The organism is Streptomyces sp. NPDC013455 (genome assembly GCF_040632975.1).
Lineage (GTDB): Bacteria > Actinomycetota > Actinomycetes > Streptomycetales > Streptomycetaceae > Streptomyces.
Window position 1 is genome coordinate 297316 of record NZ_JBEYCX010000001.1, and the last position, 13612, is coordinate 310927.

Annotated in this window: 15 protein-coding genes; 9 read left to right on the plus strand and 6 right to left on the minus strand. The window is 73.4% G+C overall.

Translation table 11 applies throughout. From position 1 onward, the window contains the following. Nucleotides 1-23 precede the first annotated feature (23 nt). Entirely contained in the window at nucleotides 24-890 is an 867-nt protein-coding gene (locus ABZ576_RS01280) for a peptidoglycan recognition protein (RefSeq protein WP_360734376.1), read from the minus strand. Nucleotides 891-1089: 199 nt separating this feature from the next. Here ABZ576_RS01280 and ABZ576_RS01285 point away from each other — a divergent pair, with 199 nt between their 5' ends. After that, on the plus strand, nucleotides 1090-2274 hold the full coding sequence (locus ABZ576_RS01285; protein ID WP_360734379.1) for a MarP family serine protease: 1185 nt from the start codon (nucleotides 1090-1092) through the stop codon (nucleotides 2272-2274). Nucleotides 2275-2277: 3 nt separating this feature from the next. Here ABZ576_RS01285 and ABZ576_RS01290 read toward each other — a convergent pair whose 3' ends face one another. Then, nucleotides 2278-2766, minus strand: coding sequence for a GNAT family N-acetyltransferase (locus tag ABZ576_RS01290; RefSeq protein WP_360735491.1), 489 nt, complete (start codon nucleotides 2764-2766; stop codon nucleotides 2278-2280). 72 nt (nucleotides 2767-2838) lie between these two features. Here ABZ576_RS01290 and ABZ576_RS01295 point away from each other — a divergent pair, with 72 nt between their 5' ends. Continuing rightward, the gene (locus ABZ576_RS01295; protein ID WP_360734382.1) at nucleotides 2839-3735 is read left to right on the plus strand and encodes a TIGR01777 family oxidoreductase; all 897 of its coding nucleotides are present in this window, start codon (nucleotides 2839-2841) and stop codon (nucleotides 3733-3735) included. A gap of 180 nt (nucleotides 3736-3915) precedes the next feature. Next, nucleotides 3916-5289, plus strand: a complete 1374-nt coding sequence (locus ABZ576_RS01300; RefSeq protein ID WP_360734385.1) for an NAD(P)/FAD-dependent oxidoreductase — start codon at nucleotides 3916-3918, stop codon at nucleotides 5287-5289. Between the two features lie 51 nt (nucleotides 5290-5340). Here ABZ576_RS01300 and ABZ576_RS01305 read toward each other — a convergent pair whose 3' ends face one another. Next, nucleotides 5341-6810, minus strand: a complete 1470-nt coding sequence (locus ABZ576_RS01305; protein ID WP_360734388.1) for a regulator — start codon at nucleotides 6808-6810, stop codon at nucleotides 5341-5343. Between the two features lie 239 nt (nucleotides 6811-7049). On the opposite strand from ABZ576_RS01305, the gene lipB reads away from it, so the two are divergent. The 6 genes from lipB to ABZ576_RS01335 all read left to right on the plus strand — a co-directional run bounded on the left by lipB (nucleotide 7050) and on the right by ABZ576_RS01335 (nucleotide 12449). After that, complete coding sequence (gene lipB / locus ABZ576_RS01310; RefSeq protein WP_360734391.1) at nucleotides 7050-7847, plus strand: lipoyl(octanoyl) transferase LipB; 798 nt, start codon at nucleotides 7050-7052, stop codon at nucleotides 7845-7847. 128 nt (nucleotides 7848-7975) lie between these two features. Continuing rightward, nucleotides 7976-8941 carry a lipoyl synthase gene (gene lipA, locus ABZ576_RS01315; protein ID WP_360734394.1) on the plus strand — a complete coding sequence of 322 codons (966 nt, stop codon included), beginning with the start codon at nucleotides 7976-7978 and terminating at the stop codon, nucleotides 8939-8941. A 231-nt stretch (nucleotides 8942-9172) separates the two neighbouring features. After that, nucleotides 9173-9370 carry a hypothetical protein gene (locus tag ABZ576_RS01320; RefSeq protein ID WP_360734396.1) on the plus strand — a complete coding sequence of 66 codons (198 nt, stop codon included), beginning with the start codon at nucleotides 9173-9175 and terminating at the stop codon, nucleotides 9368-9370. A 60-nt stretch (nucleotides 9371-9430) separates the two neighbouring features. After that, nucleotides 9431-10132 (plus strand): DUF4191 domain-containing protein, encoded by a 702-nt coding sequence (locus ABZ576_RS01325; RefSeq protein ID WP_360734399.1) that lies wholly within the window; start codon nucleotides 9431-9433, stop codon nucleotides 10130-10132. 123 nt (nucleotides 10133-10255) lie between these two features. Continuing rightward, nucleotides 10256-11341, plus strand: coding sequence for a right-handed parallel beta-helix repeat-containing protein (locus tag ABZ576_RS01330; RefSeq protein ID WP_360734402.1), 1086 nt, complete (start codon nucleotides 10256-10258; stop codon nucleotides 11339-11341). A gap of 43 nt (nucleotides 11342-11384) precedes the next feature. Next, nucleotides 11385-12449 carry a methyltransferase gene (locus ABZ576_RS01335; protein WP_360734404.1) on the plus strand — a complete coding sequence of 355 codons (1065 nt, stop codon included), beginning with the start codon at nucleotides 11385-11387 and terminating at the stop codon, nucleotides 12447-12449. Between the two features lie 75 nt (nucleotides 12450-12524). Here ABZ576_RS01335 and ABZ576_RS01340 read toward each other — a convergent pair whose 3' ends face one another. Genes ABZ576_RS01340 through ABZ576_RS01350 form a run of 3 tightly spaced genes read right to left on the minus strand, consistent with a single transcriptional unit; the run spans nucleotide 12525 to nucleotide 13612 of the window. Beyond that, nucleotides 12525-12857, minus strand: a complete 333-nt coding sequence (locus tag ABZ576_RS01340) for a TcmI family type II polyketide cyclase (protein WP_360734407.1) — start codon at nucleotides 12855-12857, stop codon at nucleotides 12525-12527. Nucleotides 12858-12876: 19 nt separating this feature from the next. Further along, a complete protein-coding gene (locus tag ABZ576_RS01345) occupies nucleotides 12877-13356 on the minus strand; it encodes an SRPBCC family protein (RefSeq protein WP_360734410.1) in 480 nt (159 codons plus the stop codon). Nucleotide 13357: 1 nt separating this feature from the next. Beyond that, a complete protein-coding gene (locus ABZ576_RS01350; protein WP_360734413.1) occupies nucleotides 13358-13612 on the minus strand; it encodes an acyl carrier protein in 255 nt (84 codons plus the stop codon).

The following is a 13612-nucleotide window of genomic DNA, read 5'->3' on the forward strand; positions in this document are numbered from 1 at the left end:
GCCGCATGTGCGCGCCCGTCCCGCTACGGCGTGACGCCGGGTGGTGTCCGCGCCGGTCCCCGCGTCCGCCCCTGCAGGCGGGCGGCCCGTTCGCGGATCGCCGGGAGGCGGGCGGTGAGGGCCGCGCCGGGGCAGTTGGTCATGAAGCCGTCCTTGTGGGCGGCCAGGGCGGGCAGCGTGGCGGCGGTGCCCGCCCTGTGGCGGCTGAGGCCGCTGCTGGAGACCAGCCGGACGTGGCCGCGCGGGTCGATGCCGGCCAGGCCGAGTTTCCAGGCGGTCAGCGCGGCGATCGCCTCGCTCATGGCCCGGGGCACGGGCACCCCGGCGGTGAAGGTGCCGAGGGCGGCGATGCCGGCCGTGCGGTGGTTGAAGCCCTGGGTGTGGGCGCCGGTGACGGGCCGCTCGACGCCTCCGGCCCGGCCCTCGTAGAGGGTGCCGCAGCGGTCGACGAGGAAGTTGTAGCCGATGTCGTCCCAGCTGCGGGCGCCGGTCTGGCCGGCGTACAGGTCGCGGATGATGCGGGGCGCGTCGGCGCAGCGGTAGCCGTTGGGCGAGTCGGTGTGGTGGAGGAAGACGGCGATCACCTTGTCGTCGTAGCGCGGCGGTGGCTGGGTGCGCCCGGTGGTGCGGTCCAGCCAGGCGGAGCGGGGCACGATCGGCGGGCGGGCGGCGCGGTGGGCCTCGGGCGGGCGGGCCGCCGCCGCGGGCAGGCCGGGCCGGGGCGCGGCGGCCCGCTCGACCCCGACGGCGCACAGGGCCAGGGCGAGGACGGCGAGCAGCCCGGGCAGGCAGCCGAGCAGCGCCGGCAGGGGCCCGGGGATCCGCGGGGTGCGGGGTGTCCGTGCGGTACGCCGCTTCCCGGCCGCCGGGGCTCTTCGGACGGCACGCATGCCCCCACTGTCGGGCGGCTGTGCCGTGCCCGCGATGCGCACTGTGCCACCTGGCGGAACCATGGTCCCGGTCCGGGACGTTCCCGGGGGTACAGACGTAGGTGGCCGGTTCCGCGGCCCGGTGGCCGCTGTGCGGGCGCCCGGCTGATCAGCGGGCCCGTGCCGTCCGTACTGGGGGGTCCGAGAGAAAGGCGGCTCCGTGGACCTGCTCGACCTGCTGCTGGTGCTGGTGGTCGCCGTCTACGCGGTGTCCGGGTACCGGCGCGGCCTGGTGGCCGGATGTGTCTCGCTCGCCGGGTTCGTGGGCGGTGCCGTGGTCGGTGTGTGGCTGCTGCCCTGGGTGACGGGCCAGGTGGAGCGGGGCACGGCGGCGGCGACGGTGCTCGCGGTGCTGACGGTGCTGGTGCCGGCGGTGGTGGGGCACGAGCTGGCGGGCCGGCTGGCGCTGCGGCTGCGCGGCGAGCTGGACCGGGGTCCGCTGCGGGTGGCGGACGGGGTGGGGGGCGCGGCGGCGAACTCGGTCGCGGTGCTGGTCGTGGCCTGGGTGGCGGCGAGCGTGCTGGGCGCGGCCCCCTCGCAGACCCTGACCACGGCGGTACGGAACTCGGCGCTGCTGGGCGCGGTGCAGGAGGTGATGCCGCAGACGACGCCCGCCTGGTTCTCGCGGGCCACGTCCGCGCTGGCCGAGGCGGGTTTCCCGCAGGTGTTCAACCCGTTCGAGAACGAGTCGACGGCCCGGGTGGCCCGGCCGACCGGGGACAGTGTCACCCCGGCCGCGACCCGCGCGGCCAAGCTGAGCACGGTGAAGATCGAGGGCGCCTCGGGTGCCGAGGGCCGGGAGGGCAGCGGGTTCGTCTACGCGCCCCGGCGGGTGATGACCAACGCGCACGTGGTGGCGGGCATCGATCGCCCGGGCGTGCGGGTCGGCGGGGTGGGGCCGTCGTACGCGGCCCGGGTGGTGCTCTTCGACCCGGGCCGGGACGTGGCGGTGCTGTACGTGCCCGACCTGCGCGCCCCGGTGCTGCTGTTCGACCCGAGCGCGGCGCGCGGGGACTCGGCGGTGGTGGCGGGCTATCCGCAGGACGGGGCCCTGGACCTGCAGGCGGCGACGGTCGGCAGCCGGGTGCGGGCGACGGGCCGGGACATCTACAACGACCGCTCCGTCACCCGGGAGATCTACGCGATCCGCTCCACGGTCCGGCCGGGCAACTCCGGCGGCCCGCTGCTGACCACGGACGGACGGGTGTTCGGGGTGGTCTTCGCCCGGTCCACCTCGGACGACGAGACGGGGTACGCGCTGACGGCGGCCGAGGTGGCGGGGGACGCCCGGCGGGCGGCCACGGCGACGGCGCCGGTGGACACGGGCGAGCTGGTCAGTTCGTGAGGCTCACAGGGCGCGGCCCATGCAGACGTCGTCGACGTACGCGCCGTCGATGAGAAACTCCCCCGGGAGGACGCCCTCGACGGCGAAACCCTCGGACGCGTACAGCGCGCGGGCCGGGGTGTTGTGCCCGAGCACGCGCAGGGTGAGGCGCCGTGCGCCGCGCCGGCGCGCCTCCGCGACGGCGGCCCGGATCAGCGCGCGCCCGACGCCCCGTCCGCGTGCCCGGGTGGCGACGGCGAAGCCCTGGACGGCGAGGACGTGCGCGTGGGAGGGGAGGGGGGTGGGGCGGGTGAGCCGGACGTAGCCGAGGAGGCGTCCGCCGTCCTCGGCGACGAGGAACTCCTCGGCCGGGTGCCGTTCGTCGAAGAACGGCTGGTAGGGCGGCTGGGGCGGGGGTGTCACGGCGTGCAGGGTGGACCAGGTGGCCCGGTCGAGGGCGGCCAGTTCCGCTTCGTCGTCGGCCTGGGCGATGCGTATGTACGGCTCGGGCATGACGGACACCCTACGACGGGCGGCCGGGGCGTCCACCGGGTCGAGGACCGGCTGTGCGGTCATGCTGGGGTCATGGAACGTTCACGTATCGCGGTGGCCGGCGCGTCCGGTCTGATCGGTGGCGCTCTGGTGCGGTCCCTGGCCGCGGACGGGCACGAGGTCGTACGGCTGGTGCGCCGTGCGGCCCGGAGCGCGGACGAGGTGTGCTGGGATCCGGCGGGGCGGTACGTCGACACGGCCGGGCTGGCCGGGTGCGACGTGGTGGTCAACCTGGCGGGGGCCGGGGTCGGTGACCGGCGCTGGACGCCGGAGTACAAGCGGCTGGTGCGGGACAGCCGGGTGCTGGGCACGGCCGCGCTCGCCGAGGCGGTGGCCGCGCTGCCGCGGCCGCCGCGGGCGTTCCTGAACGGCAGCGCGATCGGCTTCTACGGCGAGACCGGCGACCGGGCGGTGGACGAGGACGCCCCGCCGGGCGACGGCTTCCTGCCCTCGCTGTGCGTGGAGTGGGAGCAGGCGGCGGCGCCCGCGCGGGAGGCGGGGGTGCGGACGGTGTTCCTGCGCACGGGGCTGGTGGTGGCCCGGGGCGGCGGGGCCTGGGGGCGGCTGTTCCCGTTGTTCCGGGCGGGGCTCGGGGGACGGCTGGGCGACGGTCGGCAGTACTGGTCGTACATCGCGCTGCACGACGAGGTCGCCGCGATCCGGCACCTCATCGACCGGGACACCCTGTCCGGGCCGTTCAACCTGACGGCTCCCGAGCCGCTGACGAACCGTGAGATCACGGAGGCGATGGGGCGGGTGCTGCGCCGGCCGGCGGTGTTCGCGGTGCCCGCTCCGGTGCTGCGGGCGGTGCTGGGCGAGATGGCCGGGGACGTGCTGGGCAGTCAGCGGGTGGTGCCGAGGAGGTTGCTGGAGTCGGGATTCCGGTTCGCTTTTCCGGGCATCGACGAGGCGATCCGCGCGGCGGCGTGAGCCGGTTGACTACGTCGGCGAACGAAAGTGACCGTATGCGACCTCCATGCGACCGTGCCCTCTTGATGCGCGACTGCTCTTGACCGATCACGGCCCTACCCTCGACCCGAACTCGGGTATCCCTGGGGCCTGTTGGGGGCATGACGCCTCCACCGGCCGCGCAACCACAGGAGGGGCCTCGTGCTTGAGCCCGCGTACCAGGTGGACGTCGTCATCGTCGGAGCCGGAATCGCCGGACTGTCGGCGGCTCATCGACTGACCAGCGCAGGAATCACCACCGCGGTCCTGGAGGCCGCCCCGTACGTCGGCGGCCGCATGTCGACCGAGAAGGTCGACGGCTTCCGGCTCGACCGCATCGGACAGCTGCTGTCCACGTCCTATCCCGAACTCCGCCTCACCCCGGGCCTGCACGCCCTGACCGTGCGCCGCTTCGCGCCCGGGGTCCTGCTGCACCGCGACGGGCGCACCCAGCGCGCGGGCGGGCCGGCGGCCGGCGGGAGCGCCAGGGGCGCACGGGGCGCACTTCATGTAGTGCGTGCCCTCGCGAGCACCCCGCGGGGCACGGTGGCCACCCCGGCCCGGACCGGCACGCCCGTGGGCGGCGCGGTCGACCAGGCCCGCCTCGGCGCCGCCCTCGGCCGGATCGCCACCACCCCCGTCGAACGCGTCCTGGCCCGCCCCGAGATGCCCGCCGCCCAGGCCCTCGCGCAGCGCGGGGTGCCGGCCCGCACCATCGAGGGCTTCCTGCGTCCGCTGCTCGCCGCGCTGCTGTGCGACCCGGAGCTGACCACGTCCAGCCGGTGCGCCGACCTGGCGCTGCGCGCCTTCGCGAGCGGCCGGCTGTGCGTGCCGGAGGGCGGCGCGGAGATGCTGCCGGAAGTGCTGGCCCGGGCCCTGCCGCCGGGCACCGTGCACACCGGGGTGCGGGTCACCTCCGTCTCCACGACCTCCGTGGCCACCGCCGAGCACGGCGTGGTCCGGTGCCGTGCGGTGCTGCTGGCGACCGACGCGCGCGCCGCCGCGGAGCTGCTGCCCGGGCTCAGGGTGCCGGACTTCCACCCGGTGACGGTGGTGCACCACACCACCGACGAGCCCGCGGCGGCGTTCACGACGGGCGCCTCGCTGCTGCTGGACGCCGACCGCGGCGGGCCGGTCGCGCACACGGCGGTGCTCAGCAACGTGGACCCGAGCCGGGCGCCGGCCGGCCGGGTGCTGGTCTCCTCGACGGTGCTGGGCCCGCCGCCCGAGGGCGTGGACACCGCCGTCCGCATCCATCTGGCGCGGCTCTACGGCACCTCCACGCGCCGCTGGGAGACCCTCGCGGTCCACCACACCCCGGAGGCGGTCCCGGCGATGCGCCCACCGCACGACCTGCGCCGCCCGGTACGGCTGCTCGCGGGCCTGTACGTCTGCGGCGACCACCGGGACACCAGCACCGTCCAGGGCGCCCTGCACTCGGCCCACCGGGCCGCGTCGGCCGTCCTGGCGGACCTGGGCGCGGCGGGGCCGATGCACACCGCCGACCCGGCCCCGACGCTGCCGAGGGCGGCCTGACGCCCGGACGACCGCCGGCCCGCGTCCGGCGTCCCGGCGGCGCGGGGCGGGCTACCCCAGCGCCGCGACCTTCTCCCGGTACCCCCGCACCGGTGCCGCGTCCCGGTACGGCTCCAGCCGGCGCTCGAACTCCTTCACGTACTCCACCGCGCGGGCCGACCGCATCTCCGCCGCCTGGCCGGCGGCCTCCGCGGCCAGCGCGCACGCCTGGTCGAGTTCGCCGAGGCCCAGCCGGGCGGTGGCGAGGACGACCCGGCAGAACAGCCGGCTGCGGGCGTACGTGGGCGCCCGCAGCTGGAGGGCGCGTTCGGCGTGCTGCGCGGCGGCCCGGAACTGCTGGAGATCCCGGTGGCAGTGCCCGAACTCGTCGGCGAGCTGCCCCTCGTCGAAGAACGCCGCCCAGTACGGCACCTCGTCCCCGGGCCGGGCCGCCTCCAGCGCGCGTTCGGCGCGGACCAGGGCCGCGGTGCACGCCCGCACCTCGCCGAGGACGCCGTGCGCCCGGGCCTCGGAGGCGTGCAGCAGGGCCTGGACGACCGGCGGACCACCGGTGCCCACCCCCTGCTGGGCGACCCGCGCCAGCTGCACGGCCTCCCTGCCGTGGCCCAGGTAGACGGCCTGGCGGCTCATGGTGACCAGGACGTAGGAGCCGTAGGCCCGGTCGCCGGCCGCCTGGGCGAGCCGCAGGGCCTGCACGAAGTAGCGCTGGGCGAGCCCGTGCGCGGCGATGTCGTACGACGTCCAGCCGGCCAGCCGGGTCAGGTCGGCGGCGGCGCCGAACAGCCGGCGGCCGGTCTGCTCGTCGTAGCTGCCGCGCAGCATCGGCTCGCACTCGTGCTCCAGGTAGCGCACCAGTGCCTGCCGGGCGTGGCCGCCGCCGAACCGGTCGTCGAGCGTGCGGAACAGTTCACCGACCGAGTGCAGCGCGGCGATGTCGCCGCCGCTCACCCGGTGGCCGGGGGCCCGCTCGGCCTGCCCGCGCACCCGCGGCGGGGCCGGCAACGCCTGCGGCGGCAGGGGCCTGGCCGCACCGGGCCGGCCCTGCGGCGGCACCCGGGGCACCGGCTCGCGCGCCACCCGGTCGTCGGCCTTGCCGATCAGCCAGTCCCGGCTGGGCACGACGAGCCCGGCCGGGGTGAAGGCGATCTTGCGCAGCTCGGCGTGGCTGCCGGAGTCCTTGCGCCACAGCCCGCTGACGATGTCCACGGCCTCCTCCGGGGTGGCCGCGAACTCCAGCCCGGCGTAGACCGGCGCGCAGGCGTCCAGGCCGAGGTCCTGGGCCGTGAGCCGGCGGCCGAGCCGGCGGGTGAACACCTCGGCGATGAGCGCGGGCGTCGTGCCGCGCGGCTGCTGTCCGCGCAGCCAGCGGGTGACCGAGGTCTTGTCGTATCTGAGATCCAGCCCGTGTTCCAGCCCGAGCTGGTCGACACGACGGGCCAGACCCGCGTTGGAGAACCCCGCTTCTGCGATGAGCGCGGCGAGCTGGCGGTTGGGGGTGCGCTGCGCGGGTCGGTCCGTCATCTGCGGTGCGGTCTCCTGCCTTCCGGGCCTACGAAGTGCCCGGATTGCCTTTGAGCAGCCCTTATGGCCTCACGAACGGCGCGAATGTAGCGGAGAGTGAGCAGACGGTCGCATACTTCGCGGGGCATTCATCCGATCGTGTGAGGAACGTCCACCGGGCTGACGCAGGCCGGTCGGACGTACAGTGGCGTGGGCGCGATACATGCCTGACACACCAATCGCCGAGGGAGGCGCTTGCCGTGAGCGAGTTGCGGTTCGTCCGCATGGGGTTCGGTGCGGATGCCGTCGATTACCAGGTGGCCTGGGACGAGCAGCGCCGGGTGCACGCCGCCCGGTTCGCCGACGAGATCCCCGACACCGTGCTCCTCCTGGAGCACCCCCCGGTGTACACGGCCGGCCGGCGTACCGAGGACAGCGAGCGCCCGCTGGACGGCACCCCGGTGATCGACGTGGACCGCGGCGGCAAGATCACCTGGCACGGGCCGGGCCAGCTGGTCGGCTACCCGATCCAGAAGCTGCCCCGCCCGGTGGACGTGGTGGCGCACGTGCGGCGCCTGGAGGAGGCGATCATCCGGGCGTGCGCCGAGTTCGGCCTGGAGACCACCCGGGTCGAGGGCCGCAGCGGGGTGTGGGTGCTCGGCGACCCGGTGGAGCGGCGGCCGGCGCTCGGTGGGCTGTCCCTGGACTTCGACCCGCGGCTCACCGACGAGGAGTTCGACCCCCGGCTCAACGGCCCCGAGTACGCCCCCTCCAACGCGGGCCAGCGGCGCGAGGACCGCAAGATCGCCGCGATCGGCATCCGGGTCGCCAAGGGCGTCACCATGCACGGCTTCTCCTTCAACGTGAACCCGGACAACGTCTGGTTCGACCGGATCATCCCGTGCGGCATCCGCGACGCCGGCGTCACCTCGCTCGGCAACGAGCTGGGCCGGGACATCACGGTCGAGGAGGTCCTGCCGGTGGTGGAGAGGCACCTGCGGGACGTCCTGGAGAACGCGGAGCCGAAACCGCGCGTGGTCGAGAAGGCGTCCGCCTGATCGTCCACCCGGGGAATGCGCCCTGCGACTGCGGGGTTGGCCTCAGCGGCAGGGCGCACACAGCGCGGGCGTAGGCTGGTCTACGCCGACGATTCGAAGAGCACGAAGCAAACAGCAGGGAGCCGGTCGTGTCCGCAGTCGCACCCGACGGACGCAAGATGCTGCGCCTGGAGGTCCGCAACAGCCAGACCCCCATCGAGCGCAAGCCCGAGTGGATCAAGACCCGGGCGAAAATGGGTCCCGAGTACACGAAGATGCAGAACCTGGTGAAGGGCGAGGGCCTGCACACGGTCTGCCAGGAAGCCGGCTGCCCGAACATCTACGAGTGCTGGGAGGACCGCGAGGCGACCTTCCTCATCGGCGGCGACCAGTGCACCCGGCGCTGTGACTTCTGCCAGATCGACACCGGCAAGCCCGAGGCGCTCGACCGGGACGAGCCGCGCCGCGTCGGCGAGTCCGTGGTCACCATGGACCTGAACTACGCCACCATCACCGGCGTCGCCCGCGACGACCTGGAGGACGGCGGCGCCTGGCTGTACGCCGAGACCGTGCGCCAGATCCACGCGCAGACCGCGGACCGGGAGGCCGGCCGCACCAAGGTCGAGCTGCTGGCCCCCGACTTCAACGCCGTCCCCGAGCAGCTCGCGGAGGTCTTCTCCGCCCGCCCCGAGGTCTTCGCGCACAACGTCGAGACGGTCCCGCGGATCTTCAAGCGGATCCGCCCCGGCTTCCGCTACGAGCGCTCCCTGAAGGTCATCACCGAGGCCCGCGACTTCGGCCTGGTCACCAAGTCGAACCTGATCCTCGGCATGGGCGAGACCCGCGAGGAGGTCAGCGAGGCGCTCAAGCAGCTGCACGAGGCGGGCTGCGAGCTGGTCACCATCACCCAGTACCTGCGCCCCTCGGTGCGCCACCACCCGGTGGAGCGCTGGGTCAAGCCGCACGAGTTCGTGGAGCTGAAGGAGGAGGCCGAGCAGATCGGCTTCTCCGGTGTGATGTCCGGGCCGCTGGTGCGGTCCTCGTACCGCGCCGGGCGGCTGTACCAGATGGCCGTCGAGAAGCGGGGTGACTACATCGCCGCCCAGGCGGTGTGACCCCCGCGCGTGTGAATTCACGCACAAGTCATTACCGGCCAGTAATGGCCGAGTCGACGCGGTCCCGGCCGTCCTCGCTGATGAGGGGGCCGCCGGGGCCGCGTCGGCGTTCCGGCTGCGCACGCCGGGGTTTCATGGGTGTTTGACCGGCCGGTCACGTCCTGGTAACACCAATCAGTGACTCTGGTGTCACATCCCGTCTCACCACCACTCCGAGGGGGGACCTCGATCATGCAGGCCGCGCCCGTACGCGCCACCGCCATCCCGTCCTTCACCGCCGCCCTCCGCGCCGTCGAGTCCCTGCTGATGAGCGGCGGCCAGCGCACCGCCCGCCGCAACGCCTGGACCTCCGTCCTGGAGGACCGCCGCCGCGCCAGGGCGCGGGTCGAGGCCCAGCAGGTCCTGGACCGGGCCGCCACCCGCCCCTGACGCCTCCCCCGCCGGGCACTGCCGTCGTCGGCGCTCCCGGGGGCACGTAGACTTCGTGGCATGGCGAGGAAGGAAACCGCGGCGGACGCCGCGAACGCAGGGCGACTGAAGCAGATCGCCCTCACGTACAAGATGACCCGCAAGGCCGACAAGAAGATCGGCCTGGTACTCGCGGCCGTCGGCATCGGCACGCTCGGTGTCTTCCTCGCGATCGGCTTTCTGATCGGCCACCCGGTCTACCTGGGCATCTTCGGCCTGCTGGTCGCCCTGCTGGCGACGGCGATCGTGTTCGGCCGCCGGGCCGAGCGGGCCGCGTTCGGCCAGATGGAGGGCCAGCCGGGCGCCGCCGCCGCGGTGCTGGACAACATCGGCCGCGGCTGGACGACGACCCCGGCGGTCGCGATGAACCGCAACCAGGACGTCGTGCACCGGGCCGTCGGCAAGGCCGGCATCGTGCTGGTCGCCGAGGGCAACCCGAACCGGGTGAAGACCCTGCTCGCCGCCGAGAAGAAGAAGATGAACCGCATCGTGGCCGACGTACCGGTGCACGACGTGATCGTCGGCACCGGCGAGGGCCAGGTCGAGCTGAAGAAGCTGCGCACGACCATGCTGAAGTACCCGCGCGTGCTGACCGGGCCCCAGGTGACGGCCACCAACGACCGGCTGCGCGCCATGGGCGACCTGATGAGCAACATGCCGCTGCCCAAGGGCCCGATGCCGAAGGGCATGCGGCTGCCCAAGGGCGGCCCCCGGGGCCGCTGAGCGGCACCGCACCCGTCACGAAGCGCCCCCGCGGGGGCGCTTCGCCGTTTCCCGGCCCGCTGACACGCCGCCGAACGGAGCATCCAGCGGGTAATCGGCTCATGCGCTCCTAGCCTTCGGCATGTGACAAAACGCCATATTGCGTACCTCGCATGCACCACAGCACTCGTCGGTGCCTTCGTCGGCACCACCCCGGCCTCGGCCGCCCACCGGACCCTCGTCGTGCATCCGGGCGAGTCGATCCAGAAAGCGGTGAACGCCGCCCGCTCCGGTGACACCGTGCTCGTGCTCGCCGGGACCTACCGCGAGAGCGTCACGGTGCGGACACCGGGCCTGACCCTGCGCGGTGTGGACCACCGCACGGTGATCAAGCCGCCGAAGAAGGCCGGGTCCGCCTCGCGCGGGAAGAAGGCCTCCCCCACCTGCCTCGCGGCCGGCAACGGCATCTGTGTCGTCGGAGGCAAGAACAAGGCCCTCAAGAACGTCACCGTCGCCGACCTCAAGGTGACCGGCTTCGCCAAGACCGGCTTGTGGTCCATGGGGACCGACCGGCTGACCGTGGAGCACGTCACCGCCGACGACAACGGCCAGTGGGGCATCGCCCAGGAGCACTCCACCCGCGGGGTCTTCCGGGAGAACACCGCCCGGGGCAACAAGGACGCCGGTCTGTTCCTCGCCAACAGCGTCAAGGCCGAGCAGGGCGCCAGGGACAGCAAGGGCGCGCTGATCGAGCGCAACCACCTGGAGGACAACCGGATCGGCATCACCGTCCGCCGGCTGCGCAACCTCACCGTCGCCCACAACCACGTCGTCGGCAACTGCGCGGGCGTGTTCGTCGTCGGTGACGAGAACAAGCCGCGGGCGGGCGCCCTCGCCGTCGCCGAGAACCTCGTCGAGCGGAACAACAAGTACTGCCCGAAGACCGCCCGTCTGCCCTATCTGAAGGGCACCGGCATCGTGCTGACCGGGACCGAGAAGGCCCTGGTGACGCGGAACACGGTCGTCGGCCACACCGGCAAGTCCCCGCTGTCGGGCGGCATCGTCCTGTTCAAGAGCTTCGTGGGCGTCAAGAGCGAGAAGAACCGCATCACCGACAACCGCCTGGAGAACAACGCGCCGGCGGACCTCGTCAACCAGGAGGCCGCCAAGAGCGGCAACTCCTTCCAGGGCAACGCCTGCCGGGCCTCCAAGCCCGCGGGCCTGTGCTGACCGGACGGCCGTACCCGGCCCACACCAGGAAGGAAGGCGGCACATGACCGCACCATCCTCCGAGCTCTCGGCTCCGCTGGAGCCGGGGGCAGCCCCCTCCCCTCCGCCCTCGATGCGGCTGCGCGAGCTGGTGTTCGGAGCGGCCTGCGCCGCGGCCGTCCGCGCCGCCGCCCGGCTGGGCGTCGCCGACGCGCTCGGGGACGCCCCCATGACCGTGGAGGGCCTGGCGGCCGCGCTGCGCACCGAGCCCAAGCCGCTGCGCCGGCTGCTGCGCGCCCTGTCCTGCTACGGCGTCTTCGCCGAGCGGCCCGACGGGACGTTCACCCACACCGAGATGTCCCGGCTGCTGCGCGAGGACGACCCGAACAGCCTGCGGGCCATCGCCCTGTGGTGCACCGAGCCGTGGACCTGGGACGCCTGGCCGAGGCTGGACCAGGCGGTGCGCACCGGCCGGAACGTCGTGGAGGACCTGTACGGCAAGGAGTTCTTCACCTACCTGAACGAGGACGCCCCGGAGTCGGCCGACGTCTTCAACCAGGCGATGACGAGGTCCAGCGAGCAGTCGGCCCGGGAGGTCGCCGCCCTCCTGGACCTGTCCGGCAGCTCGTCCGTCGCCGACATCGGCGGCGGGCAGGGCCACGTCGTGGCGAGCCTGCTCGACAAGTACCCCGCGATGCGCGGCTACCTGCTCGATCTGCCCCGGGTGGTGGAGAAGGCGCTGCCGCGGCTGCGGGAGGGCGGCGACCTCGCGGACCGGACGCGGATCGTGCCCGGCGACGTCCGGGCGTCCGTCCCGGTCGAGGCCGACGTCTACATCATCAAGAACATCCTGGAGTGGGACGACGAGTCCACCGCGCGGCTGCTGGGCAACGTCGTGGAGGCGGGCGGCCCCGGCGCCCGGGTCGTGGTCATCGAGAACCTCGTGGACGACACCCCGTCGATGCGGTTCAGCACCGCCATGGACCTGCTGCTGCTCCTCAACGTCGGCGGTGCCAAGCACACCACCGACAGCATGGTGGGCCGGCTGGAGGCCGCGGGCCTGGCCGTCGGCGACATCCGGCCGGTCAACCCCTTCCTGCACGCCTTCGACTGCACGGTCTCCGGGTGAGCGGCTCCCCGTCCGGACACACCGGTGCCGGGTCCGCGTGGTACGCGGGCCCGGCACCGGTGGTCCGGACGGGGTTCAGCCGCGGGCGTCGCGCTCCCAGAGGTAGAAGCGCTGCGCCATCGCGTCCTTCGGGGACCGCCAGGTCTCCGGGTCGTACGCGCTGACGTACGCCGACAGGCGCTCGCTGACCTCGCGGAACTCGGGGTGCGAGGTGACCTCGGCGATGGCCGGCCCGGGCTCGCGGTCGGACTCGATGAGGTGCATGTAGACGTCACCGAACTGGAAGAGGCTGCGCCGGACGACGCCGACGAGGTGGGGCAGCTCGCCCCGGTCGGACTCCGCGAACACCTTGGCGATGTCGGGGGCGGAGCCCGGGGCCATGCGGGCGACGATCAGGGCCTGGTGCACGGTCGTCTCCTCGTCCGGCTCAGTCGGCCAGCGCCGGGGCGGGCCGGTGTCCGGCGGCCGCCTTCTCGATCTTGTCCCGGATGAGGGCCATCTGGACCTTGCTGTTCTTGTTGATGTTGTCGGTCATCCAGTCGTCGTCGACGGGTGCGTCCGGCTTCATCCCGAAGTCCTGCGTCCAGACCATCCGGGTGCCGGCCGGTACCTCCTCGTACCGCCAGTGGATGTTCATGAAGGCGAAGGGCCCGGTCTCCACCCGGCGCGCCGTGACGGTGAGCGAGTCGCGGTCCGGCTCCCGCTCGGAGACCCAGCTCCAGACGGTGCCGTTCTCGTCCGGGTGCATGGTCAGCCGGAAGGTCGTCTTCGCGCCCTCCCGCTTGAGGACCTCCACCGAGGCGTACTCGCTGAACAGCTGGGGCCACCGCTCCAGGTCGTTGGTCATGTCCCAGACCAGGTCCAGCGGGGCGGCGATGGTGATCTCGTTCTGGGTGTGTCCTGCCATCTCAGGCTCCTGCCATCAGGGTGCTGTTGACGAGGTTGAGGAACTGCTGGGGCGTCTTGCAGCGCTCCGCGTCGACCGGCATCGGGGTGCCGTGGGTGTTCTCCAGCTCGCCGACGATGCCGAGCAGGCCCAGCGAGTCGACGCCGAGGACGTCGAAGCCGGTGTCCGGCTTCGCCTGGAGCTGTTCCGGGCTGACGGTGACCCCGGCTGCCTTCTTCATCAGTGCGGCGAGTTCTTCCACGGTGATCTGGGGCAT

What these genes read in the sequence shown, in the direction of transcription:
- ABZ576_RS01350 (WP_360734413.1), bottom strand. Translation starts at nt 13,612, where the DNA reads ATGCCCCAGATCACCGTGGAAGAACTCGCCGCACTGATGAAGAAGGCA.
- ABZ576_RS01295 (WP_360734382.1), top strand. Translation starts at nt 2,839, where the DNA reads ATGGAACGTTCACGTATCGCGGTGGCCGGCGCGTCCGGTCTGATCGGT.
- ABZ576_RS01280 (WP_360734376.1), bottom strand. Translation starts at nt 890, where the DNA reads ATGCGTGCCGTCCGAAGAGCCCCGGCGGCCGGGAAGCGGCGTACCGCA.
- ABZ576_RS01290 (WP_360735491.1), bottom strand. Translation starts at nt 2,766, where the DNA reads ATGCCCGAGCCGTACATACGCATCGCCCAGGCCGACGACGAAGCGGAA.
- ABZ576_RS01325 (WP_360734399.1), top strand. Translation starts at nt 9,431, where the DNA reads ATGGCGAGGAAGGAAACCGCGGCGGACGCCGCGAACGCAGGGCGACTG.
- ABZ576_RS01320 (WP_360734396.1), top strand. Translation starts at nt 9,173, where the DNA reads ATGCAGGCCGCGCCCGTACGCGCCACCGCCATCCCGTCCTTCACCGCC.
- ABZ576_RS01335 (WP_360734404.1), top strand. Translation starts at nt 11,385, where the DNA reads ATGACCGCACCATCCTCCGAGCTCTCGGCTCCGCTGGAGCCGGGGGCA.
- ABZ576_RS01345 (WP_360734410.1), bottom strand. Translation starts at nt 13,356, where the DNA reads ATGGCAGGACACACCCAGAACGAGATCACCATCGCCGCCCCGCTGGAC.
- ABZ576_RS01305 (WP_360734388.1), bottom strand. Translation starts at nt 6,810, where the DNA reads ATGACGGACCGACCCGCGCAGCGCACCCCCAACCGCCAGCTCGCCGCG.